This is a genomic window from Paenarthrobacter sp. YIM B13468 (assembly GCF_042788025.1).
Taxonomy (GTDB): Bacteria; Actinomycetota; Actinomycetes; order Actinomycetales; family Micrococcaceae; genus Arthrobacter; species Arthrobacter aromaticivorans.
Genome location: NZ_JBHZPI010000015.1, coordinates 95,007 through 118,435 on the forward strand (window position 1 = coordinate 95,007; position 23,429 = coordinate 118,435).

Sequence of the window (23,429 nt, forward strand, 5' to 3'; positions counted from 1 at the left end):
TTCGACGGCCATCGCAGTGACCGATCCCGGCTAGAGTCGGCCTCCGTTGGACGTCATTGGCTCCCGGCCGCCTCCGCCGCCGGGGGCAGTCCGCTGTCCGGCATGGCCACGCGAAGCTCCGTCATGCCCTCTCAGAAAAAACCTTAAGGCCGCACCGCCCGACGTCGGCCACTGCCCACGTCGGGCTTTAGCGGATAGCGGCCAGCTCGCCGTCGCGCAGGATGTGAGAGGGCGGTCCCCAGTCGAGCGGACTTAGGCTGAGACCGGGCCCGTGGAGCCGCGGACCGTGAGATGGGTGGGCATGACGGAGCGGCTGCGGTTACCGCCCCCCGCCAACGGGTTCAGCTGGGCCAACAACATGGACACGGCCACACGGCCTGCTTGCTCAATTGGTGAGCTCATTGTGGTGAGCGGGGGATTGCAGAAGTCGGCCCCAAAGATATCGTCACAGCCCACGATGCTCATATCTTCAGGCACGCGCAGGCCGCGTTCGCGAAGCCGCTGCAACATGCCGATGGCAATGAGGTCGTTGAAGACAATGCAGGCAGTCACTCCACTGTGGACTGCGGCATCGGCAGCGGCAGCGCCGGACTGCGTCTTTGGAGCAAAAGGGCCGAGGCTACGAACGTCCACCCCACGGTCCTCGGCGGCTGCGGTCAGCGCGTCCCAGCGCCGCGCGCTTGACTGCGAGACTGCCGGCCCGGCTACGTAGGCCACGGATGTGTGCCCCAGGGAAATAAGGTGATCCAACGTCTGCGGCATGGCGGATGGAGTATCGATGATGACGGCAGGAACGCCGCCGACGTCCCGGTTCACCGTGACCATGGGCATCTTGGCGGCAGCTGCGGCGAGTGACTCATCATTCAAGCGGGAGGCCGCAACGATCACGCCGTCAGCACTCTTGCGCAGCTGCTCCAGGGTGCTGGCCTCAACTTCATCGGATTCCTCGGTGTCCACCAATAACTGTGTGTACCCTGCAGCCTTGAGCTGCAACTGCGTTCCGCGGATGAGGTCGAAGTAGAACGGGTTGGTGATATCTGGGACCAGCACGCCCACTGCTCCGGTCCGGCCTGAGCTCAGCGCCTTTGCTTGAGAGTTCGGCGTGTAATTAAGTTCGACGGCGGCAGCTTGGATCCGCTGCCGGGTGCGGATATTGACGCGATCCGGGTTGGTGAGTGCCCGGGACACAGTAGACGCCGCGACTCCGCACATGGCGGCAATGTCATGGATGGTGGTGGGCCGGTTTGATGCCACGGGTTGCGTCGCCATGGGTGTTCCTCTCTGAACAACGGGTCATCCGGCTGTGATTGCTGCCACACCGTTCATCAAGAATGCCACAGCATGGCAGGTTATGGCAATCGGTTGTCAAAAACCTGCCAAAGTGGCTAAACTCATGGGGAACAAGACTTGCCTGTGAACTGCGTCACCGGACTCTGATTGGTGTCGCCACAGGACTACTTAGGAGATTTCGTGACTCAACCCAATGCCGTGTGGAGCCTGTCCGGTTTCGGCGACGAAGTAGATCCAGACCCCTCCGTGCAGGCTGCCGTGCTGCTCGCCCTTGGCGCCAGCCACATCGAGGTCCGCAGCGCCTGGGGCACCAACGTTTCCGAGCTGGAGCAGGATTCAGTCGAACGCCTCAAGGCCATCCTCGACGAGAAGGGCCTCAAGGTCTCCGCGGTCGCCAGCCCTATCGGCAAGGTGGATGTCACCCTGCCGGTGGAGCATGAAGTCGCGCGGCTCCGTCAGATTATTTCGGTCGCCAAAGCACTGGACACCAAGTACGTTCGCATCTTCTCCTTCTACCGCGCCGAAGGGCAGAGCCCAGAAGATCTTCGGGAAGCGGTGATGGAACGTATGGCTGCTCTCGCGGAAGAAGCGGCTGCCGCCGGGATCGTACTCCTCCACGAAAATGAAAAGGGCATCTACGGCGATACCCCTGAACGCGTTCTGGACATCATGGAAACGGTCAACTCACCCGCTCTTCGCGTCGCGTGGGACAACGCGAATTTTGTCCAAGTGGGCGTTAAGCCGTACACGGAGGGCTACGCCATCCTGCGGCCTTTCCTTGAATACCTGCAGGTCAAGGATGCCATTGCTTCTACGGGTGAAGTGGTCCCGTCCGGGGAAGGCGACGGCGAACTCGACGCAACCATTGCTGCACTCGCCGCCGACGGTTACACCGGCTTTGCCTCGCTTGAGCCGCACCTGGCCAGTGCCCACGAGTTGGGAGGCTACTCGGGGCCGGTGGCCTTCGGTGTCGCCGCCCGCGCCTTCGCTGGCCTCGCCGCGAAGAATGGCGTCACCCTCGCCTGACATCTGCACCACCGGACAATGCATCATCCTTCGAAGGAGCAGGAATGACTACAGCGGCAATCATCGGTTGTGGTGACATCTCCACCATCCACTTTGCGGCCATCGGCACCTTGGGCGACGTCCAACTGGTCGCGGTCTGCGATACCGACCCAACCCGGCTGAGTGAGGCGGCAGCCGCCCACAACGTACCGGGGTACGCGGATTACCTGGAGATGCTGGAAAAGGCACGTCCCGACGTCGTGCATGTCTGTACGCCGCACCATCTTCACGCCTCAGTGGCCGCCGACTGCCTTGAGCGCGGCGTCAATGTAATCGTCGAGAAGCCTCTCGCGCACACGCTTGACGAGGGGCGGCGGCTGATCGAAGCTGCGGAGGGGAGCGCGGCAAAGATCGCCGTCTGCTTCCAGAATCGCTACAACGCGACGTCGCAGGCCATGCGCAAAATGCTCGACGACGGCGGGCTGGGTCCAGTTATTGGCGCATCGGCCACTGTCATGTGGCATCGGAACGGCGACTACTACCGCGACCGGCCTTGGCGCGGTACGTGGCTGGAGGGCGGGGGTGGCTTGATGATGAACCAGGCAATCCACACTGTCGATTTGCTCCAGTGGCTGGTTGGCGATGTTGCCAAGGTGGAAGGCCGGGCGTCGACGCGCTCGCTGGCTGGCGTGATTGAAGTGGAAGACACCGCGGAGTTTGTTGCCGAGCACGTGAACGGTGCCCGCAGCGTCTTCTATGCAACTTTGGCTAATGCAGTCAATGCGCCGGTCGCGCTGGACATCGTGACCGAAAAGGCGACGCTCAGCCTGCGCGGCGACCTAACGGTGACTTACGACGACGGCACAGTGGATGTCATCCCGGAGCGCGTGGCGGCAACGGGCGGCAGGTCCTATTGGGGTGTCTCGCATGAGTTGCTAATCAAGGACTTTTACGCCGGACTCGAGGACGAGGGACCTTTCTGGATAAGTCCTGCAGAGGCAGGCAAGTCGCTCCGGATCGTCAAGGACATCTATGCGCAGAGCTATCCGGACCAGTTGGAGCGGGTGAGCTGAACCGCAGCAGGGCATGCCGGCGATTCCGGCCGGGAGCCATTGGGGGTTTCCGGCCGTTTTCGTCTCCAATTCAGGGAACCGCGTCGGCGTCCTGGCAACTTGGCAACATTTTTAGAAACTTTTGACAATCGGTTGCCAAGGCGAGATTACTTCCGTAATGTAAGTTCCACACCCATAAAAATGTGGCCCACGCCACAACCTTCGTTCTGATTCGCATCAGGCCAAGACTCAGTAGGAGCCGACAATGAAGTTAGGTCCAAAGGCGGCAGCAGCCGCCATCGTACTCAGCGCCTCCCTGGCGCTAACCGCATGTGGCGGGGGAGCCGGAGCCGGCTCAAACGCCAGCGGCGGGAAAACCGTCACGGCACTGACTTTGGGAACCCTCCGGGACCTCACTTCATGGGATCCTGCCCAAGCTCACGTCGGCCACGCACTGCAGCCCTACCAAGCAGCTTATGACTCGCTGATCCTCCGCGAACCGGACGGCAAGCTCAGCCCGATGCTGGCCACGGCGTGGAAGTACAACGACGCCAACACCAAGCTCACCGTGGACCTTCGTACAGACGTCACTTTCAGCGATGGGGCCAAGTTCGACGCCGAAGCCGCCAAGGCAAACCTGGACCACTTCAAGAAGGCGAACGGCCCCCAGATGGCCCAGCTCAGTTCGGTATCGGATGTGGCTGTGGTGGACGCCGATACGATCGACATCAACCTCAGCGCGCCCGAACCGGCCCTGGAGTTCTTCCTCAGCCAGGCAGCTGGCCTGATGGGCAGCCCGAAGGCCTTGGGTACGGACGCCATCAAGACTGTTCCTGTTGGCTCCGGTCCTTACGTTATGGACAAGGCAGCCTCCGTCAAGGATTCGCAGACAGTCTTCACAGCCCGCGAAGGCTACTGGAACAAGGACCTGCAGAAGTACAAGAAGCTGACACTCAAGATCCTCACCGATCCCACGGCCCGCACCAACGCCCTGGTTTCCGGCCAGATTGATGCCACGCTGTTGGATCCCAAGAACGGCAAGCAGGCCGAGGGCGCCAAGATGAAGCTGGAAACCAACCAGGTTGACTGGTCTGGCCTGCTCCTCTTGGACCGCGACGGCACTAAGAACGAGGCTCTGGGCAACGTGAAGGTCCGCCAGGCCATCAACTACGCTTTCGACCGCAAGACCATCCTGGACCAGGTGATGCTCGGCCAGGGCACGCCCACTTCGCAGCCGTTCGGCAAGGACAGCGGCGCATGGTCGGAAGAGCTGGAGAACTACTATAGCTACGATCCCGCCAAGGCCAAGCAGCTCCTGAAGGAGTCCGGCTTCGAGGGCAAGGTCAGCATTGACGTCCCGACCCTTCCCGGCGCTGAAACCCTGATCTCCGTTCTCAAACAGCAGCTCGCGGATGTCGGCATCACCCTCAACCCGGGTGCGGCCATCACCAACACCTTCACGGCGGACGTTGCAGCCCAGAAGTACCCGGCGCTGTTCTTCAACCTGTTCCAGGGCGAGCCCACCGTGGCAATCGACCAGATCGTCTCCACCAAGGCCCTTTACAACCCCTTCAAGACAACCACTCCCGAACTCGAAGCCAAGATCGATGCCGTCCGTACCGCCGGTGACGCTGCTGGTGAAAAGGCCAAGGAAGTCAACAAGTACGTGGTGGAGCAGGCCTGGTTCGCACCGCTGTTCCGCGTAAACCAGATGTATTACCACAACGACAAAGTGAACGTCGTTCCGCAGGCCCAGCAGGCTGTACCGTCCATCTACAACTACTCGCCTGCCAAGTAGGATCCCATGATCAAGTTCATTGCGAAGAGGCTGGGCAGCGGGTTGGTGGTCCTGTTCGTTGTTTCAGTCCTCACGTTCACCCTCCTGTACACGTCCAGCGGCAGCATCGCGCAAAACATCCTGGGCGACCAGGCCACACTTGAACAAGTCGCCGCGAAGGAACACGAACTGGGCCTCGACCAGCCCCTGTTCGTCCGGTACTTCTCCTGGTTGGGCGATGCGCTCAGCGGAAACCTGGGAGCCTCATGGTTCACCTCCGAGCCGGTAGCCAACTCCCTGGCCACCCGGATCCCCGTGACAATGACCATGGTTTTCGCAGCAATGATCCTGATCGCCATCTGCGCAGCACTCATCGGTGTTGCCGCAGCCGTCAAGCGCGGCTGGGTGGACAGGGTGGTGCAGATTGGCGCGATCATCGGAGACTCCATTCCGGGGTACGTGATCGGTGTCTTCCTGGTGACCATCCTGGCCATCCAGCTGGGCCTCTTCCCAGCCACCAGCACCATCTCCCCGGAAGTGGGACCTGAAGCCTGGGTCGTTTCCATGACCCTTCCTGTCATCGCCCTGCTCATCAACGGTGTGACGGGCGGTGCCCAGCAAATCCGCAGCGCTGTGATTAAGCAGCTCGAACGCGATTACGTCCGCACCCTCCGCAGCCGCGGCATCGGTGAGCGGGAAATCCTCTTCAAGCACGTCCTCCGAAGCGCGGCACCGGCCGGGCTAACCGTCCTGAGCCTCCAACTGATCGGCATGCTGGGCGGCGTGGTGATCATCGAGCAGATCTTCGCCCTACCGGGGATGGGTCCCCTTGCAGTGGCAGCTACCGGCCAGTCCGACCTCCCAGTGGTCATGGGAGTGGTGATGTACACGGTGGTTGTAGTCATCGTGGTGAACCTCCTGGTGGACATCCTCAATGGTTGGCTCAATCCGAAAGTGCGTGTCTCATGAGCGACTCCATAGATTCAACAGCAGTAACAGCGGACCTTGCGGCGAAGCCGGGAGCAGGCCAAAGTGGCACTGTAGTGCGTTCCACCGTGATGCGTCGGCTGATTCGGAACCCCTTGGGCATCGCCGCCCTGGTGATCCTGACCACCATCGCACTACTGGCGATCTTCGCACCGGTGCTGGCACCGTTCGAGGAAAACTTCGCCAACATTTCCAAGACCCTCGCGGCGCCCGATTCGGTAAATATCCTGGGAACGGACAGCGCCGGACGGGACAACTGGAGCCGCCTTCTCTTTGGCGCCCGGCTCACCCTGTTGTCCGCCCTGCTCTGTGCCGGTGTGGCCATCGCTATCGGTCTCCCCGCCGGTTTGATTGCCGGTTATTATGCAGGGAAGTTCGAGGCCGTCTCCAACTGGGTTGTCAGCATCCTCATGAGCCTTCCAGGCCTGATCGTGCTGCTCACCATCCGCGCAGCCTTCGGCCCATCGGTATGGATCTCGATGATCGCCTTTGGCGTTCTCATCAGTCCTTCGTATTTCCGGCTCACCCGCACAGCCGTCCAGTCGGTCCGCAATGAGCTCTATGTCGATGCCGCCCGGGTTTCTGGCCTGTCGGACCTGAGCATCATCGCGCGCCACATCTTCTCCGTGGTCCGCGCACCCATCATCATCCAGACCGCAGCAATCGCGGGCGTGGCCATCGCCATCCAGTCCGGCCTTGAATTCCTGGGCCTTGGTGATCCCACCAAGGCAACCTGGGGCGTTATGCTCTCGGAGGGCTTCAAGAACGTCTATCTCACCCCGACCCTGCTTCTCTGGCCAGCACTTGCCATGGCACTCACCATCGGTGGACTCGTCCTGCTTGGCAACGCCATCCGCGATGCCCTGGAAGACGGCGAAAAGATCAAGCACCGCAAGAAGAGGGCCGCCAACGCTGAACGCAATGCCGCAGAACGCACGACGGCAGACCCCGCCAAGGCGCGCCCGTCACGTAAGTCGGTTGCCGCCGTCGAGCTTGGAACCGAACATCATCTGATCAAGGTGACCAATCTCGGTGTCGGCTACCCCCAGGCTGATGGATCCATCAAGAAGGTAGTGGACGACGTTTCTTTCCACGTGGACCGTGGCGAAATTCTGGGCATCGTTGGGGAGTCGGGTTCGGGCAAGTCCCAGACTGCGTTCTCCATTCTTGGGCTGCTGCCGGACAACGCGCGGATCGTGGGTGGCTCCATCCAATTCGACGGCAGCTACACCGTTGCCCCGGGCGAGGACCGCGTCAGCCAGGAGAGGCTGTCCAAGCTGCGCGGCAAGCGGATCTCCTACATTCCGCAGGAACCCATGAGCAACCTAGACCCGGCATTCACCATCGGATATCAACTGGTCACCCCCATGGTCCGTGTCTTGGGAATCTCCAAGGCAGAAGCCCGTGGGCGCGCGCTCAAACTGCTCACGGACGTCGGAATCGTCAACCCGGAACGCACGTTTCAGGCCTACCCGCACGAAGTTTCCGGCGGCATGGCACAGCGCGTGCTGATCGCCGGAGCCATCAGCTGCGAGCCGGACCTGGTAATCGCCGACGAACCCACAACCGCCTTGGATGTCACCGTGCAGGCCGACGTGCTGGACCTGCTTCGCGAACTGCAGCAGCGCCTGAACATCGGCGTCATCCTGGTGACCCACAACTTTGGTGTCGTCGCCGACCTCTGCGACCGCGTGGCCGTTATGCAGAACGGCAGGCTCGTGGAAGAAGGCACCGTCCGGGACATCCTCCGGAATCCCAAAGAGCAGTACACGCAGACCCTGTTGGGGTCCATGCTTGAAGGAAAGACCCCCATGACGATGCTCGTATCCCAGGACAAGGAGCCGGTCGCATGAGCCCCGTTGAAAGCACCCCGTTACTATCCGTGGACAACCTCGTGGTCGAGTACCCCAGCAAGCGGTTCAGGGCCAAGCCCTTCCGAGCCCTTACGGACATCAACATCACCATTGGCCAAGGTGAGACCCTTGGCCTGGTGGGGGAGTCCGGTTCGGGCAAGACCACTCTGGGACGGGCAGTTCTGGGACTTGCGCCGGTGACCGAAGGGAAGGTCATTTTCGAAGGAAACGACATCAGCAACGCTTCGCGCAAAGAACGGCGCACGCTGAGCAGGGACTTGCAGGTGGTGTTCCAGGACCCCTACACTTCGCTGAACCCGGCATTGGAGATCGGCGACATCCTTGCTGAACCCCTCGCAGTGCAGGGCATGGATTCAACCGCAGCCAAGAAGCGCGTCCAGGAACTGCTGGACCAGGTGGGCCTGCCCTCGGACGCGATCCATCGACTCCCGCGTGAGTTCAGCGGCGGCCAGCGCCAGCGTGTTGCAATTGCCCGGGCTTTGGCACTGTCACCCAAACTCATTGTCTGCGACGAACCGGTCAGCGCATTGGACCTCTCCACCCAGGCCCGCGTTCTGGATCTGTTCCTGCAGATTCAAAGGGACACCGGCGTTTCCTACCTCTTCGTGTCCCACGACCTGGACGTCGTACGGCACATCAGCCACCGCGTGGCCGTCATGTACCACGGTGAAATCGTTGAGCAAGGGCCCGCGGAGATAGTCACCCGCGATCCCGAACACCCCTACACACAGCGGCTGCTGCTGGCGTCACCGGTTCCCGATCCTGACCGGCAGGAACAACGCCGCGCAGACCGGCACCGGCTGTTGGCCAACCAGCGCAACCAGAATGAACAGGCGGGTGCCGTGGCCTGACGGCCGGCGGTACCCAGCAGAACCCAAACGGCCCATGATCGCGGCCGGAATCCCGGAGGAAAAAGTGGCCAAAATAGGCGTACAGGCAATGATGTTGAAGGACAGCTTTGCCGAAGTTGGAGCGTTCGAGACCCTGCGAAAAGTCAGCGCAATCGGGTACACCGCGGTTGAGATTTCCCAGATCCCCATGACGTCCGAGAACGTGGACGAGCTCGCCCGCTCGCGGTCTGAGCTGGGCATGGACATTGCCGCCCTCTCCGTGAATGTGGAAGGCCGCAAGGGCATGCCCGTCGAGTCGCTCGCGGACAATTTCGACAAGATCGTCGATGATGCCAAGCGCCTCGATTCGTCGCTGCTGCGCATCGGGATGTTGCCATTCCCGGCCATGAAATCACTGGAAGCCGTGGTGGAATTCGCCAAGCAAGCCAATGGCTACGCTGAGCGGCTGCAGGAGCAAGGCATCGGCCTGTACTACCACAACCACCACATCGAATTCGCGAAGTTCGACGGCAAGTACATGTTGGACATCATCGCGGAAAACTCCCCGGCCATGGGCATGGAAATCGACGTCCACTGGGTACAGCGCGGTGGCCTGGACCCAGTCCGCACCCTCCAAAAGTACGCCGGCAAGACTGCCATGGTGCACCTCAAGGACTACAGGATCGGCCAGATGCCGGCTACTGCCTTCGAGCTCCTGGAGAGAGGCGACTTCCCGGCGTTCATGGCCGAGTTCAAAAACGTAGTCCAGTTCGCTGAGGTAGGCGAGGGAAACCTGGACTTCCCGTCGATCGTGCCTGCTGCCGTTGCTTCCGGGGCACAGTACTTGCTGGTCGAACAGGACGAACTGTACGGCCGCACGGTGTGGGACGCGCTCCAGACTTCATACGACAACCTGGTGGCCATGGGCCACGGGGACCTTTTCTAGATTTTCAAACAGGAGAACATCTTCATGAGTAACAAGGTACGTCTCGGCATCATCGGCTTGGGCCAGCAGGGCGGCGCCTACGCCAAATTCATCAAAGACGGGCTGGTTCCGAACATGGAGATCGGTGCCATCTGCGACATCGATCCCGCCAAGCAGGAACTAGCGGCAACCGAGTATCCGGGCGTCCCGTTCTACGACGACTACATCGCCATGCTGGAAAGCGGATCTGTGGATGCTGTGGTGACCTGCGTTCCGCACTTCCTGCACCCGGAAATCGGAATTGAGACTCTCAGACGGAATATTCACGCCCTGGTCGAGAAACCGGCCGGCGTTTACACCAAACAGGTCAAGGAGCTGAACGAGTTCGCAGCCACCAAGCCCGAACTGACCTTCGGCATCATGTTCAACCAGCGCAACAACCCGCTCTACAAGAAGCTCAAGGAAATCGTAGACGGCGGCGAGATCGGCAGCATCCGCCGCACCAACTGGATCATCACCAACTGGTGGCGGCCGCAGGGCTATTACAACTCCAGCGAATGGCGAGCCACCTGGGGCGGCGAGGGCGGGGGCGTCCTGGTCAACCAGGCTCCGCACCAGTTGGACCTCTGGCAGTGGATCTGCGGCGTCCCCAAGTCTGTCTACTCCAAGGTGGCCTACGGCTTCCGCCGGGACATCGCGGTCGAGGACGAGGTCACTGCGGTCGTGGACTATGGCGACGGCGCCACCGGCGTTTTCGTGACGGCAACCCACGACATCGTTGGAACCGACAGGTTTGAAATCCTGGGCGACCAAGGCAAGATCGTGGTCGAAAACAGCAAGACCGCAACCGTTACGCGGTTGGTCAAACCCGAGCGTGAAATCAGCGATTCCATGGGCATGGATGATGTCCGGAAGCTCTTCATGGGCCAGTTGAACCGCGAGGAGCTGTACTCCACGGAGGTCATCGAGTTCGAGTCTGCGTGGGGCGGCCAGCACGCCGGCGTCCTGGAGAACTTTGCGGCCAACATCCTTGACGGCACTCCTCTGCTTGCTCCGGGCTCGGACGGTATCAACGGAGTCCGCCTGGCCAATGCCATCCACCTCTCCAGCTGGACCGGCAAGGAAGTCTCGCTGGACTTTGACGAGGATGAATTCCTGCAGGAGCTCAACAAGCACATCGCGGAAGAGGGCAAGTTCCCCGAGCGCTCTTAGAGGTTGCCGGGGATGTGAGGGAGTATTCGGACAGACCGTTCCTCTCACATCCCGCCGGGTTTTGCGCGTTCCTCGTTGGCAACCGGCCGATTTTGTTGCCAAGCGGTCTAGGATGAAGCGGTGACTGACGTGACGAGCACCGGAGCAGCAACCGCACCCATTAAGCGTGGCCGGGGGGAAAAGTCCTCCGCCACGATCTACGACATCGCCAAGCTCGCGGGAGTGAACCCGTCCACGGTGTCGCGTGCCCTCAGCAAGCCGGGCAGGGTCAGTGCCAAGACGCAGAAAATTATCGAGGACGCGGCTGCGCAGCTGAACTACCAAGTAAACCCGTTCGCCCGCGCGCTCCCCACCGGCCGTACGCAGACTATCGGGTTGATCGTCGCGGACATCACCAACCCCACCTTTTTCGACATCATCCGTGGTGCCGAAACCACCGGATCAGCTCGCGATTACACGCTGGTCCTGGCCGAATCCGCTGAGTCGCCTGAGACCGAAGCCACCGCGGCTCGTCGCCTGTTGAGCACCGTCGACGGACTGATCCTGGCGAGCCCCCGCATGGACGACGACCACATCCGGGCCCTTTCAGTGGACAAGCCCGTCGTGGTTATTAACCGCAAAATCGACGGCGTCCCGTGCGTTGTTCCAGACGTTAACAAAGGCATCAGCGAGGCCGTGCGCAGCCTGGCAGCCAATGGGCACACCAGTCTCGCCTACGTTGCCGGGCCTGAGCAGTCTTGGATGACGGGCCGCCGCTGGGAGGGCGTTAAAGCTGCCTGCGAGTGGTCCAAGCTGGGCGCCCTCCGTTTGGAATCGTCCAAACCAACCGTCGACGGCGGCAGGCAAGTTGCGCGCGAGGTCCTGGAAAGCGGTGCGACGGCGGTCATCACCTACAACGACCTCCTGGCCATCGGCCTGATGCAGGAATTGCAGGCCGGCGGCATGCGCATTCCAGACCAAATCAGCATCGTTGGCTTCGACGACATCTTCGGGGCAGACTTCACCACCCCGGCACTGACCACCGTGCGTTCACCTTTGGGAGAATGCGGCAGGCGTGCGGTGACCATCCTGCTGGACGTGCTGCAGGGCCATGATGCCCCGGAGCAAGCCGTGAGTGTGGAAACCGAACTCGTGGTGCGCGGCTCCAGCGGGAGACTCCTGGGCTAACCAGCATCTGCAGAAAGCTCTGGACAGCAACTAGTTGGCAATTTTTGGCAACCGGTTGACAAGCAAGGTGGGCGAGCCTCAAGATTGACCTATGTCACAGTCCATCGCCGCACACCCTGACAGGCTCCTGCCCGCAGATCCCGGGACGCGCAGCATCGCGCGCTCCTTGCTGGAGCGCGTCCAGGACCTGCCCATCATTTCTCCGCACGGCCACGTTGACGCCGCTGTCATCGAGCAGAACACGCCGTTCCCCGATCCCTCGGCCCTTTTGGTTAGCCCGGACCACTACGTCACCCGCCTGATCCACGCGAACGGTGTTCCGATGGACCAGTTGCTGGCCGCCGCCACCTCCGCGCCGGATTCAAGGGAGATTTGGCGGCGGTTCGTGGAGGCTTGGCCGCTGTTCGAGGGGACCGCCTCCGGGTATTGGCTGCGCACCCAGTTCGACGACGTTTTCAAGCTCGGATCAGACCTCAGCGACATGCCCGCAGATGCGAGCTACGATGCGATCGCCGCGAAGCTGGTGGAGCCGGACTTCCGTCCAAGGCAACTCTTCAAGGACTTCAACATTGAAGTCCTTGCCACTACAGATGACCCCTTGGACAACCTGGCCAGCCATAAGGCCCTCACCGAGGACCCCAGCTTCAACGGCCGTGTCCTGCCAACCTTCCGTCCTGACGCCTACCTCAACGTGGCGCACCCAAGCTGGAGCACCAACGTAGACAGGCTGATCGAAACCGCGGGCGACGGCGCAACGGGCTACGCCGGCTACATCGCTGCCCTGGAAAACCGCCGTCGTTATTTCGTGGAGCATGGCGCGGTATCCGCTGACCATGGCGTGCGGACGCCGGCCACGCTCAAGCTGGATGCCGCAGAAGCTGAAGCGATCTTCGAGCGGGGCCGTGCAGGCAAGGCCACGGCTCATGACCGCGACGCCTTCGAGGCCCACATGATGTACCAGATGGCGCGTATGTCGGTGGAGGACGGGCTGGTCATGACCATCCACCCTGGTTCGTACCGCAACCATCACGGTCCCACCTTCGAGTCCTTCGGCGCCGACACCGGGCACGACATTCCGTTCGCCGTGAACTACACCGAGGCCATCCGCCCGCTTTTGCAGGATTTCGGCACGGCAAAGGACTTCCACCTGGTGCTCTTCACGCTGGATGAAACCGTCTTCTCCCGCGAACTGGCGCCGCTGGCCGGCTTCTACCCTTCCGTCTACATCGGCGCGCCGTGGTGGTTCCTTGATGCGCCGGATGCCATGTTGCGCTTCCGTTCCGCCGTCACCGAGACTGCCGGATTCTCGCGGTCCTCGGGCTTCATCGATGACACCCGCGCGTTCTGTTCAATCCCGGCAAGGCATGACGCCTCACGCAGGATCGAGGCATCCTTCCTTGCGCGTCTCGTCGCCGAGCACCGCGTCACGGAAGACCGCGCACATGAGCTGATTCTCGACGTCGTCGACTCCTCACCACGCAGGGTGTTCAAGCTGTGACAGCCGCGAATCAACCGTGTCTCAGCCGCGGAACCTCGGCCGCCGGCAAGGCGCCAATCCGCATCGTGCACCTTGGCCTCGGCGCGTTTCACCGTTCACACCAAGCCTGGTACACGCAGCACGCCGGAGATGCTGGTGACTGGGGCATCGCCTCCTTCACCGGCCGTCGCCCGGACGCCGCCGAAGTCCTCGCAGTACAGGACGGACTGTTCACGGTGGTGGAGCGATCGGATTCCGGCGACTCCTTTGAAGTTGTGGGAAGCATTGTGGAAGCTGTTGATGGTGCCAACGTGGATCGCTTGGTTGAACTGCTTGGCGCATCACAAACTGCCGTGGTCACCCTGACTATCACGGAAGCTGCGTACAGATTTGGCGCGGACGATGTACCGCTGCTGCTTGCCGGTGAAAAACCGACGACGCCGTTGGGCCGCTTGGTTCTCGGTCTCGCCGCCCGAAGGGACGCCGACGCCGGACCGCTCGCCGTTGTCTCGTGCGACAACCTCTCGGATAACGGGAATGTCGCCCGCCACGGGGTGCTGGACATTGCGAAGGCAATCGACTCCGGACTTGCCGGCTGGATCGAGTCAAACGTCAGCTTCGTCAGCACTTCCGTGGACCGGATTACGCCGCGCACCACTGAGGCAGACCTCGACGCCGTTGCGGCTTCGTGCGGATACCGGGACCTGGCGCCCGTGGTCACCGAGCCGTTCCACAACTGGGTGCTCTGCGGAGAGTTTCCGGTCGGTCGTCCGCGCTGGGAAGACGCTGGAGCGGTCTTCGTGGACGACATCGAGCCCTACGAGAACCGCAAGCTGTGGCTCCTCAACGGCGCGCACTCGATCCTGGCCTATGCGGGCCAGCTGCGAGGACACACCACAGTGGCCGAGGCGCTGGCGGATGCCATTTGCCGTGAAGCTGTGGAGGAGTTCTGGGACGAAGCATCCCGGCACCTTTCCGGTGACGAGCTGCGGGTTCCCGAATACAGGGCTGCATTACTGGAGCGATTTGGCAACTCGAGGATCGCACACCATTTGGCGCAGATCGCCACAGACGCAAGCACCAAGCTCAGGATGCGGGCAATCCCCGTACTGAAGGCCGAACGGTCTGCGGGCCGCAGCGGTGAAGCGGCGGCGAGAATGGTTGCCGTTTGGGCGGCGTTCGTGGCAGCGAATCCTGGTCTGCAGGATCCGGAGTCGGAGGCTGTGACCGGGGCGAACATGCTTACCGGCATTGAGCGTACTGCAGCACTCGTGGCGCTGCTTGACGCAGGACTTGCCGGTGAACCTGCCGTAGTTGAACTTGTCCATCGACTCAGTACAGACTGTGTTTCCGCCGCCAACGCCCGAGTTTCAGGGACCGCGGCGTAGGAACCGCCAAAACGAAGCGACCCGGGCCCCTCTGTATCGGGGCCCTGGTCGCTGCTGTTTAACGCCGATAACGCGTGAAGTTGGTAAAAGTTTCAAGGAAAAATTGCGGCAACCGATTGCCAGATGCTTGCCAAAGTGATTAGAATTACAACAGCTGCACAAGCCGGGCCTCAGATTCCAGTGATCCAAACTGTTGAGCCGACCCGGGCCGCAATGACGCGAAGGGTAAAGGAGTCCGCATTGAAAAAGCTCAGCAAACTCAGCATCGTCGGCTATGGCGCCGGCGATGCCGCCAACAATCTGGCCTTCACCACCGCCACCATGTTCCTCCTGGTCTACTACACCGACGTCGCGGGCATCTCCGCCGCTGCAGCAGGCACGCTGCTCCTGGTGGTCCGCGTCTTTGACGCCTTCGCCGATGTTTTCGCGGGACGCATGGTGGACCGGAGCTACAGCAAGCGATTTGGCAAGTTCCGGCCCTTCATCATGTTCGGCTCCATCCCGTTGCTGCTCCTGAGTGTGGCCACGTTCTCCATACCGCAACTGGGCGAAACGGGCACCTTGCTGTACGCCTATGTCACCTACGCGGCACTGGGCCTGGCGTACTCCCTTGTTAACATCCCCTATGGCTCCCTGGCCGGTGCCATCACCCAGGACCCGGGCGACCGCGCAAAGCTGGGCTCGGCGCGGACGGTTGGTGGGCTGTTGGTGGGGTCGGCACTCGGAATCTTCGTAGCGCCGCTCATTAAGCCCGGGGCGGATCTTCAGTCGACGTTCACTACGATTACGCTGGCCTTCGTGGTGATCGGCGCTGCGCTCTACTTCTTCACCGTGCTTACTGCCAAGGAACGCGTCCACCGGTCCGTGCCGAATGTATCCTTCAAGCAGAGCATGGATACGCTGAAGGCCAATCGGCCGCTGCTCATGCTGTGTCTGAGTTCCTTCCTCTTCCTGACCGGCGGCATGGCTTTGTCGTCAGTGCAGCTCTACTACCTGCGTGACTTCCTGGGCCGCTTGGATCTCTACCCGGTGCTGGCCATCATCCAGCTCGTCGTGACGCTGGCAATGGCACCCTTGATGCCGAGGCTGGTCCGCAAGCTGGGCAAGAAGAATGTGTACATCGCCGCTGGCGGGCTCTCCATGGTGGGTGGAATCATCGTCTTCCTGTCGCCCTCATCCATGGTCTGGGTGGGATTCTTAGGACTCGTGGTCAGTCTGATAGGCGTCATGGCCGTCAACATTGTGGTGTGGGCGCTGGAGGCTGACACCGTGGAATACGGAGAGTGGAAGACCAAGGTGCGCACCGAGGGAATCACCTATGCCTTGTTCTCCTTCACACGCAAAACCGGCCAGGCTGTCGGTGGGGCGCTCGCTGCCTATTGCCTCGCTGTCGGAGGATACAAGTCCGGCGCCACTCAAAGCGCTGAAGCCTTGCACGGCATTCAGTTCGCCGCCGGTGCGCTGCCTGCCATCATGACCCTCCTGGCCATCGTGGTGATGGCCAAGTACAAGCTCACCGACGTTTTGCATGCCCATATTGTGGGCGAGATCCGGGCGCGGCGCGTGAACGAGCAAGAAGCTGCCGGCTTAGGTCAGGCTTCGGCAGGCAGTCCGGAACGCGTGGCGAATGCCGCCTCCCGCGGCGGAGCGTCAGGAAGCTGAAACTCCCGCAAATATGTGCGGCAACCGGTTGCCAGTTACTGCAATCCAATCTAAAATCGTACTTAATCCCTTGTGGCGCACATCGCAGCGAAGCGGGTGCCAAGGCTTCAAACCGGCCACATCCCGAAAGGAAAAGCTGTGAAAATCATTGCCGCTGACGTCTTCGTGACCAGCCCATCCCGCAACTTCGTCACCCTGCGCATCACCACGGAGGACGGTGTAACGGGCATTGGCGACGCAACGCTCAACGGCCGGGAACTCGCCGTTGCCGCCTACCTCAAGGAGCATGTGGCGCAGCTGCTGATCGGCAAGGACCCACACCGGATCGAGGACACCTGGCAGTTCCTGTACCGGTCATCCTACTGGCGCCGTGGTCCGGTGACCATGGCGGCGATTGCTGCGGTGGACATGGCGTTGTGGGACATCAAGGGCAAGGTCGCCGGGATGCCGGTGTACCAGCTGTTAGGCGGTGCGTCCCGCAACGGTTTGCGCGCGTACGGGCACGCGTCGGGTTCGGATATCCCGTCCCTGTTCGATTCGGTGCGGGAGCACCTGGAACTGGGGTATAAGTCGATCCGGATCCAGACCGCTGTCCCGGGGATCAAGGCCGTGTACGGTGTTGCCGCGCAGGCCCAGGCCTCGGGGGAACGGTACGATTACGAGCCTGCCGGGCGTGGGAATTTCCCGTTGGAGGAGGATTGGGACACCCGCGCGTACCTGCGGCACCTGCCCACGGTGTTCGAAGCGGTCCGGAACGAGTTCGGCCCGGAGATCCCGTTGCTGCACGATGGCCACCACCGGATGACCCCGATCCAGGCCGCGAAGCTCGGTAAGGCGCTGGAACCGTATGACCTGTTCTGGTTGGAGGATTGCACGCCGGCCGAGAACCAGGAAGGCCTGCGCCTGGTCCGCCAGCACACCACCACGCCGCTGGCGATCGGCGAAATCTTCAACACGGTGTTCGATTTCCAGACCCTGATCAAGGAACAGTTGATCGACTACGTTCGTGCAGCTTCCACCCACTTCGGCGGTATCTCCCCGTTGAAGAAGGTCATGGATTTTGCCGCGCAGTACCAGATCAAGTCCGGCTTCCACGGCCCCACGGACATTTCGCCTGTGGGCTTCGCTGCCCAGTTGCATGTTGGCCTGGCGATCCACAACTATGGCATCCAGGAATACATGCAGCACTCGGACAAGACCAACGAGGTCTTCCAGCAGTCCATGACGTTCAAGGACGGATACCTGCACCCCGGGGACGAGCCCGGCATCGGCGTTGAATTCAACGAGGAAGCCGCCGCGGCGTTCCCGTACCAGCAGGCTTACCTGCCCTACAACCGGCTCGTGGACGGCACTGTTCATGACTGGTAAGGCGGACATGACTGGTGATCTGAACCAGCGCCCCCACATTGTGGTGATGGGTGTAGCGGGTTGCGGCAAGAGCACCATCGGTGTCGCCCTCGCCGAACACTTCGGCGCTGAATTTGTCGACGGCGATTCGCTGCACCCGCAGTCGAACATCGACAAGATGGCCTCGGGTACTCCGCTGAACGATGAGGACCGTGCACCCTGGCTGGCCGAAATCGGGAGGCGATTCACGGCGTCGAACTCTGCTCTGGTGATTGCCTGCAGCGCGCTCAAGCGCGCCTACCGGGACATCATCCGCAGCGGCGATCCATCCGTGGTGTTCGTGCACCTGCACGGGGCGCGGGAGTTGTTGGATGAACGCATGAACGCACGCCCAGGACACTTCATGCCACCGTCATTGCTGGATTCGCAACTGGCAACATTGGAGCCTTTGCAGGACGACGAAGCCGGACTCGTCATGGATATCGCCTTATCCGTGGAGGAGATCGTGGATGAAGTGACCCTCGCTTTGAACGGACATGCTGAACCTGCGTCCGGGCCGTTCCTGGTGGACCTGAAAGCAGCACCGTTCAACCTGGATGGCGGTGCTGTGGAATGGGTCGAGAACACCATCGCTTCCATGACGCTTGAAGAGAAGATCGGGCAGCTCTTCATCAACCACAACAACGACTACTCCCCGGAGTACCTCGACGGCGTGCTGGAGAAATTCCACGTGGGCGGCATGCGGTACCGGCCCGGCCCGTCAGCGGCTGTCCAGGAACACATCCGTTACGCGCAGTCCAAAACGCGCATCCCTCTGCTCATCGCTTCCAACCCCGAGATGGGTGGAGCGGGCAGTTGCGACGACGGCACCTTCGTGTCCACGCACCTGCAGGCAGGTTCACACGCGGACAAGGCAATCGCCCGGCAAATGGGCCAGGTTGCCGGCGTCGAAACTGCCGCGCTGGGCTGTAACTGGGCGTTCGCGCCGATCGTGGACATCCACTACAACTGGCGTAACACCGTCATCTCCACCCGGGCGTTCGGCAATACCCCGGAAATAGTGGTGGAGCGTGCTAAGGAGTACTTCGACGGAATCAGCGAGTCACCCACCGTTTGCGCCGTGAAGCACTTCCCTGGTGACGGCATTGATGAGCGCGACCAGCACGTGGTCACGTCCTACAACACGCTCGACTATGACGAGTGGAGCAAGACGTACGGTTACGTTTACCGCGAAATGATCGGGCACGGCGTGCAGTCCATCATGGTGGGACACATCGGTGCGCCCGAGGTGTCCAGACATTTCCGCCCCGGGTTGTCAGACTCTGAGGTGCTCCCTGCGACACTGGCTCCTGAACTGTTGCAGGACCTCCTGCGGGGCGAGCTCGGCTTCAACGGGCTGTTACTCACGGACGCTTCGCTCATGGTCGGTTTGACGCAGGCGATGAAGCGGCGCGATTTGGTGCCGGCTACCATCGCGGCGGGCTGCGACATGTTCCTCTTCTTCCGCAATCCGGACGAGGACTTCCAGTACATGCTGGACGGCTACAAATCCGGCGTCATCACGGAGGCCCGCCTCCACGATGCGCTGCGCAGGATCTTGGGGCTGAAGGCTAGCCTTAGCCTTCACATCCGCCAAGACCTGGTGCCATCTGTGGCCGCGCTGGAAGTTATCGGCAGCGAGGCGCACCGGGCGATCGCTGCCGAGGTCGCCGATAAAACCGTCACGCTGGTGAAGGATACGTCCCGGAATCTGCCCATCACGCCAGAGACCCACAAACGCATCCGCCTTTACGGGATCTCAGGCGGGGCGGACTTCACCCGCGCAGATCCGCTGGCCTATTTGGACACCGTCAAGGAGGAACTCGAAGCGGCCGGCTTTGAGGTGCACGTCTTCAAGACAGCTGAGCAGCGGAAGGCCGCAGGAGAGCCGGGCATGAACTTCATGCGGGTCTTGTCCGAGGAAGCTACAGGCGACTACGCGGAGCGGTACGACGCTGCTTTCGTATTCGCCAACGTCAAGGGCTTCGCTCAGCAGGCCTCTATCCGGATCAAGTGGTCCTCGCCCATGGCTGCTGAAATTCCTTGGTACGCCACGGAAGTTCCGACTGTATTTGTTTCGCTGAACCAGCCGAACCACCTCATCGACGTGCCAATGGTCAAGACCGCCATCCATGCGCATGCAGATTCACTCGAGGCTATTCGGAGCACCATCCAAAAGATCCAGGGCCAGTCCGAATTCCAGGGAACGTTCAATCAGAACGTGTTTTGCGATTCCTTCGATACCCGCCTCTGACTCCCTGTTCCCAGCAGGGACAAGTTCCTCCCCGCCATCACGGAGGAACGTCTGAAGCCCGGCACTGCCCACGAGGCGGTGCCGGGCTCTTCCATTCCCACGTAACGCGAACGCGCGCCAATTGTGAACGCTAACAACGATTCAAGTCAAGAATTTTCCGCAAGGATTACTCCCGAGTAGGGGTATAACCAAATTGTGATCCAATCCACTTGACCCACGGTATTGTTAGCGTTCACAATGGCTGTCGTATCACTTTGAAGTGGCATGTGCCGCCCCCAGCACACAGGCCACCCCAGCTTCACCGTGCCGGACGCACAGATGCTCCGGCTGCATCAGAGTTCGCGGCAATGCTGCCGCGGAAGGAGAGCATCGTGAGATTAAAGAAACTCCTGGGCGCCGTAGCGGTTGTCCTTACCTTGACCGTGGGAGCCACGGGCTGCGGTAGCCGCGGAGGAGCTGCAGAATCCAGCAGCACCGCCAAGCCCAGCGATTCGCTGGTCGGCATTTCGATGCCGACGCAGACGTCCGAGCGTTGGATCGCCGATGGCGCCAACGTTGAGAAGTCCTTGAAGGACCTTGGTTACAAGACGGACCTTCAGTTCGCCAACGATGACATCCCTACGCAGGTCTCCCAGATTGAGAACATGCTGACCAAGGGCGCCAAAGCCCTGATCATCGCAGCAATTGATGGCACTACGCTGACGGACGTCCTGGCCAAGGCCAAGGAACAGAACGTTAAGGTCATCGCCTACGACCGCCTCATCAACGGAACGCCCAACGTTGATTACTACACCACCTTCGACAACTACACCGTAGGTGTCCAGCAGGCTACGTCACTGCTCACCGGCCTTGGCCTCATGGACGCAAGTGGCAAGAAGGTTGAAGGCAAGGGCCCGTTCAACGTGGAGCTCTTCGCCGGAAGCCCGGATGACAACAACGCCAACTTCTTCTGGACCGGCGCCATGGACACCCTCAAGCCCTACCTCGATGCAGGCACCTTGAAGGTTCCCAGCGGCCAGACCAAGTTCGAGCAGGCAGCCATCCTGCGCTGGCAGGCACCCGTTGCCCAGAAGCGCATGGAAGACATCCTGACCTCGGCTTACAGCTCCGGCACCAAGCTGGACGGCGTGCTCTCCCCGTATGACGGCCTCTCCATCGGCATCATCTCCGCCCTGACCAGCACGGGTGGCTACTCCACCGGAAAGCTGCCGGTAGTTACCGGCCAGGACGCCGAGAAGGGCTCCGTGAAGTCCATCATCGCCGGCGAGCAGTACTCCACAATCTTCAAGGACACCCGCCAGCTCGGCGCGCAGGCCGTGAAGATGGTTGACGCCGTGCTCAAGGGCAACGAACCGGAAACCAACGACACCAAAACCTACAACAACAAGGTCAAGGTTGTTCCGGCCTTCCTCCTGAAGTCCGTCATCATCACCAAGGACAACTACAAGAAGGAACTCATCGACTCGGGCTACTACAAGGAATCCGACGTCAAGTAAGCACTTGATTCGGGTTGTGGTCCCGCTGCCAAAGCGGGGCGGGGCCACAACCCACCATGAGCCGGCCGAATCCCCGGCCAGGCCAAGTTCCAACCAGTCAGTGGGAATTGACGATGAACGTACCCATTCTTCAAATGCGAGGAATAACCAAGACCTTCCCCGGGGTCAAGGCCCTTCAGGACGTCACCCTGGATGTAAACCGCGGCGAAGTCCACGCCATCTGCGGAGAGAACGGCGCCGGGAAATCCACCCTTATGAAGGTGTTGTCCGGGGTGTACCCGCACAACTCCTTTGACGGCGACATTCTCTTTGAGAACGAACCCTGCGAATTCAACAGCATCTCGGACAGCGAGAAGCGCGGGATCGTGATCATCCACCAAGAGCTGGCCCTTAGCCCGTACCTTTCCATCGCTGAGAACATTTACCTCGGCAACGAACTGGCAAACAACGGCTGGGTGGATTGGCGGAAAACCAACCTCGAAGCCGCCAAGCTGCTTGCCCGTGTAGGTCTGAGCGAAAACCCCGTCACACCCATCCAACACATCAGTGTTGGCAAACAGCAGCTCGTGGAGATTGCCAAGGCGCTCTCCAAAGAGGTGAAGCTCCTCATCCTGGACGAGCCAACCGCTGCGCTGAACGATGAAGACTCGGACCACCTGCTGGACCTCATCCTGCACCTCAAAGGCCAGGGCGTCACCAGCATCATCATCAGCCATAAACTCAACGAGATCCGCAAGGTGGCCGACGCCGTCACCATCATCCGCGATGGCAAGTCCATTGAGACCCTGCGGCTGGATCAGGGCCAGATCACCCAGGAACGCATCATCCGCGGCATGGTGGGACGTGACCTTGAAAGCCTCTATCCGGACCGCACTCCGAACATCGGCGAGGAAGTCCTCCGCATTGAAGACTGGACCGTTCAGCATCCCCAGGACCACAGCCGCACTGTGGTGCACAATGCCAACCTGAATGTCCGCAAGGGCGAAGTGGTGGGCCTGGCCGGCCTTATGGGCGCGGGCCGCACCGAGCTGGCGATGAGCGTTTTCGGCCGGACATATGGACGCGCCGTTTCGGGCAAGGTCTATAAGCATGGCGAAGAGATCGACACGTCCACCGTTTCGGACGCAATCGACCACGGCATTGCCTACGCCACCGAGGACCGCAAGCATTATGGCCTGAACCTCATTGAGGACATCAAACGGAACATCTCCATGGCGGCGCTGAACAAGCTGGCCAAACGTGGCTGGGTTGATGGCAACAAAGAGACCACAATCGCCAACCATTACCGGAAGAGCATGAACATCAAGGCGCCGTCCGTGGCAGCCATCACCGGCAAGCTCTCCGGCGGTAATCAGCAGAAAGTAGTGCTGAGTAAGTGGATGTTCTCGGATCCGGACGTGCTGATCCTGGACGAACCAACCCGTGGCATCGACGTCGGCGCCAAGTTCGAGATCTACACGATCATCAATGAACTCGCGGCCGCCGGGAAAGCCGTGATCGTGATCTCCTCGGAGCTGCCTGAGCTCCTGGGCATTTGCGACAGGATCTACACGCTGTCCGCGGGCCACATCACCGGCGAGGTCCCCATTGCCGAGGCCACCCAGGAAACCCTCATGCACTTTATGACTCAAGAGAAGGAATAGCCAA

The 23,429-nt window shown here is 61.1% G+C and carries 17 protein-coding genes; 16 read left to right on the forward strand and 1 reads right to left on the reverse strand.

Annotation, left to right across the window (positions count from 1 at the left end; translation table 11 throughout):
- Window positions 1-252: 252 nt before the first annotated feature.
- The gene (locus tag ACFX4T_RS15325; RefSeq protein WP_377652583.1) at window positions 253-1,269 is read right to left on the reverse strand and encodes a LacI family DNA-binding transcriptional regulator; all 1,017 of its coding nucleotides are present in this window, start codon (window positions 1,267-1,269) and stop codon (window positions 253-255) included.
- 201 nt (window positions 1,270-1,470) lie between these two features.
- On the opposite strand from ACFX4T_RS15325, the gene ACFX4T_RS15330 reads away from it, so the two are divergent.
- The 16 genes from ACFX4T_RS15330 (at window position 1,471) to mmsA (ending at window position 23,425) form a co-directional block, all read left to right on the forward strand.
- On the forward strand, window positions 1,471-2,316 hold the full coding sequence (locus tag ACFX4T_RS15330) for a sugar phosphate isomerase/epimerase family protein (protein WP_377652584.1): 846 nt from the start codon (window positions 1,471-1,473) through the stop codon (window positions 2,314-2,316).
- A 44-nt stretch (window positions 2,317-2,360) separates the two neighbouring features.
- Complete coding sequence (locus ACFX4T_RS15335) at window positions 2,361-3,368, forward strand: Gfo/Idh/MocA family protein (protein WP_377652585.1); 1,008 nt, start codon at window positions 2,361-2,363, stop codon at window positions 3,366-3,368.
- Window positions 3,369-3,612: 244 nt separating this feature from the next.
- Window positions 3,613-5,145, forward strand: a complete 1,533-nt coding sequence (locus ACFX4T_RS15340) for an ABC transporter substrate-binding protein (protein ID WP_377652586.1) — start codon at window positions 3,613-3,615, stop codon at window positions 5,143-5,145.
- Window positions 5,146-5,151: 6 nt separating this feature from the next.
- Complete coding sequence (locus ACFX4T_RS15345) at window positions 5,152-6,093, forward strand: ABC transporter permease (protein ID WP_377652587.1); 942 nt, start codon at window positions 5,152-5,154, stop codon at window positions 6,091-6,093.
- Window positions 6,090-7,964 (forward strand): dipeptide/oligopeptide/nickel ABC transporter permease/ATP-binding protein, encoded by a 1,875-nt coding sequence (locus tag ACFX4T_RS15350; protein WP_377652588.1) that lies wholly within the window; start codon window positions 6,090-6,092, stop codon window positions 7,962-7,964. Before ACFX4T_RS15345 ends, ACFX4T_RS15350 begins: the two co-directional genes overlap by 4 nt.
- Window positions 7,961-8,836 (forward strand): ATP-binding cassette domain-containing protein, encoded by an 876-nt coding sequence (locus ACFX4T_RS15355; RefSeq protein ID WP_377652589.1) that lies wholly within the window; start codon window positions 7,961-7,963, stop codon window positions 8,834-8,836. The genes ACFX4T_RS15350 and ACFX4T_RS15355 overlap by 4 nt, the downstream gene beginning before the upstream one ends.
- 34 nt (window positions 8,837-8,870) lie before the next feature.
- Window positions 8,871-9,761: a sugar phosphate isomerase/epimerase family protein gene (locus ACFX4T_RS15360; protein ID WP_377652590.1), complete on the forward strand. Its 891-nt coding sequence runs from the start codon at window positions 8,871-8,873 to the stop codon at window positions 9,759-9,761.
- 24 nt (window positions 9,762-9,785) lie between these two features.
- Window positions 9,786-10,952 carry a Gfo/Idh/MocA family protein gene (locus tag ACFX4T_RS15365; RefSeq protein WP_377652591.1) on the forward strand — a complete coding sequence of 389 codons (1,167 nt, stop codon included), beginning with the start codon at window positions 9,786-9,788 and terminating at the stop codon, window positions 10,950-10,952.
- A gap of 120 nt (window positions 10,953-11,072) precedes the next feature.
- Window positions 11,073-12,119: a LacI family DNA-binding transcriptional regulator gene (locus ACFX4T_RS15370; protein WP_377652592.1), complete on the forward strand. Its 1,047-nt coding sequence runs from the start codon at window positions 11,073-11,075 to the stop codon at window positions 12,117-12,119.
- 91 nt (window positions 12,120-12,210) lie between these two features.
- Complete coding sequence (uxaC, locus tag ACFX4T_RS15375; protein WP_377652593.1) at window positions 12,211-13,617, forward strand: glucuronate isomerase; 1,407 nt, start codon at window positions 12,211-12,213, stop codon at window positions 13,615-13,617.
- Window positions 13,614-14,984 (forward strand): mannitol dehydrogenase family protein, encoded by a 1,371-nt coding sequence (locus ACFX4T_RS15380; protein ID WP_377652594.1) that lies wholly within the window; start codon window positions 13,614-13,616, stop codon window positions 14,982-14,984. The genes uxaC and ACFX4T_RS15380 overlap by 4 nt, the downstream gene beginning before the upstream one ends.
- Before the next feature lie 240 nt (window positions 14,985-15,224).
- Window positions 15,225-16,646, forward strand: a complete 1,422-nt coding sequence (gene uidB, locus ACFX4T_RS15385) for a glucuronide transporter (RefSeq protein ID WP_377652595.1) — start codon at window positions 15,225-15,227, stop codon at window positions 16,644-16,646.
- 138 nt (window positions 16,647-16,784) lie between these two features.
- Complete coding sequence (gene manD, locus ACFX4T_RS15390) at window positions 16,785-18,014, forward strand: D-mannonate dehydratase ManD (protein ID WP_377652596.1); 1,230 nt, start codon at window positions 16,785-16,787, stop codon at window positions 18,012-18,014.
- Between the two features lie 7 nt (window positions 18,015-18,021).
- On the forward strand, window positions 18,022-20,286 hold the full coding sequence (locus ACFX4T_RS15395) for a gluconokinase, GntK/IdnK-type (RefSeq protein ID WP_377652597.1): 2,265 nt from the start codon (window positions 18,022-18,024) through the stop codon (window positions 20,284-20,286).
- A 347-nt stretch (window positions 20,287-20,633) separates the two neighbouring features.
- Window positions 20,634-21,782: a multiple monosaccharide ABC transporter substrate-binding protein gene (gene chvE / locus ACFX4T_RS15400; RefSeq protein WP_216922137.1), complete on the forward strand. Its 1,149-nt coding sequence runs from the start codon at window positions 20,634-20,636 to the stop codon at window positions 21,780-21,782.
- A gap of 113 nt (window positions 21,783-21,895) precedes the next feature.
- Window positions 21,896-23,425: a multiple monosaccharide ABC transporter ATP-binding protein gene (mmsA, locus tag ACFX4T_RS15405; RefSeq protein WP_377652598.1), complete on the forward strand. Its 1,530-nt coding sequence runs from the start codon at window positions 21,896-21,898 to the stop codon at window positions 23,423-23,425.
- The last annotated feature ends 4 nt before the right edge of the window (window positions 23,426-23,429 follow it).

Bases quoted from the DNA above. Each gene is read 5' to 3' on its own strand.
- ACFX4T_RS15325 (WP_377652583.1), bottom strand. From the start codon at position 1,269: ATGGCGACGCAACCCGTGGCATCAAACCGGCCCACCACCATCCATGAC.
- ACFX4T_RS15335 (WP_377652585.1), top strand. From the start codon at position 2,361: ATGACTACAGCGGCAATCATCGGTTGTGGTGACATCTCCACCATCCAC.
- ACFX4T_RS15340 (WP_377652586.1), top strand. From the start codon at position 3,613: ATGAAGTTAGGTCCAAAGGCGGCAGCAGCCGCCATCGTACTCAGCGCC.
- ACFX4T_RS15345 (WP_377652587.1), top strand. From the start codon at position 5,152: ATGATCAAGTTCATTGCGAAGAGGCTGGGCAGCGGGTTGGTGGTCCTG.
- ACFX4T_RS15350 (WP_377652588.1), top strand. From the start codon at position 6,090: ATGAGCGACTCCATAGATTCAACAGCAGTAACAGCGGACCTTGCGGCG.
- ACFX4T_RS15355 (WP_377652589.1), top strand. From the start codon at position 7,961: ATGAGCCCCGTTGAAAGCACCCCGTTACTATCCGTGGACAACCTCGTG.
- ACFX4T_RS15360 (WP_377652590.1), top strand. From the start codon at position 8,871: ATGATCGCGGCCGGAATCCCGGAGGAAAAAGTGGCCAAAATAGGCGTA.
- ACFX4T_RS15365 (WP_377652591.1), top strand. From the start codon at position 9,786: ATGAGTAACAAGGTACGTCTCGGCATCATCGGCTTGGGCCAGCAGGGC.
- uxaC (WP_377652593.1), top strand. From the start codon at position 12,211: ATGTCACAGTCCATCGCCGCACACCCTGACAGGCTCCTGCCCGCAGAT.
- ACFX4T_RS15395 (WP_377652597.1), top strand. From the start codon at position 18,022: ATGACTGGTGATCTGAACCAGCGCCCCCACATTGTGGTGATGGGTGTA.
- chvE (WP_216922137.1), top strand. From the start codon at position 20,634: ATGCTGCCGCGGAAGGAGAGCATCGTGAGATTAAAGAAACTCCTGGGC.
- mmsA (WP_377652598.1), top strand. From the start codon at position 21,896: ATGAACGTACCCATTCTTCAAATGCGAGGAATAACCAAGACCTTCCCC.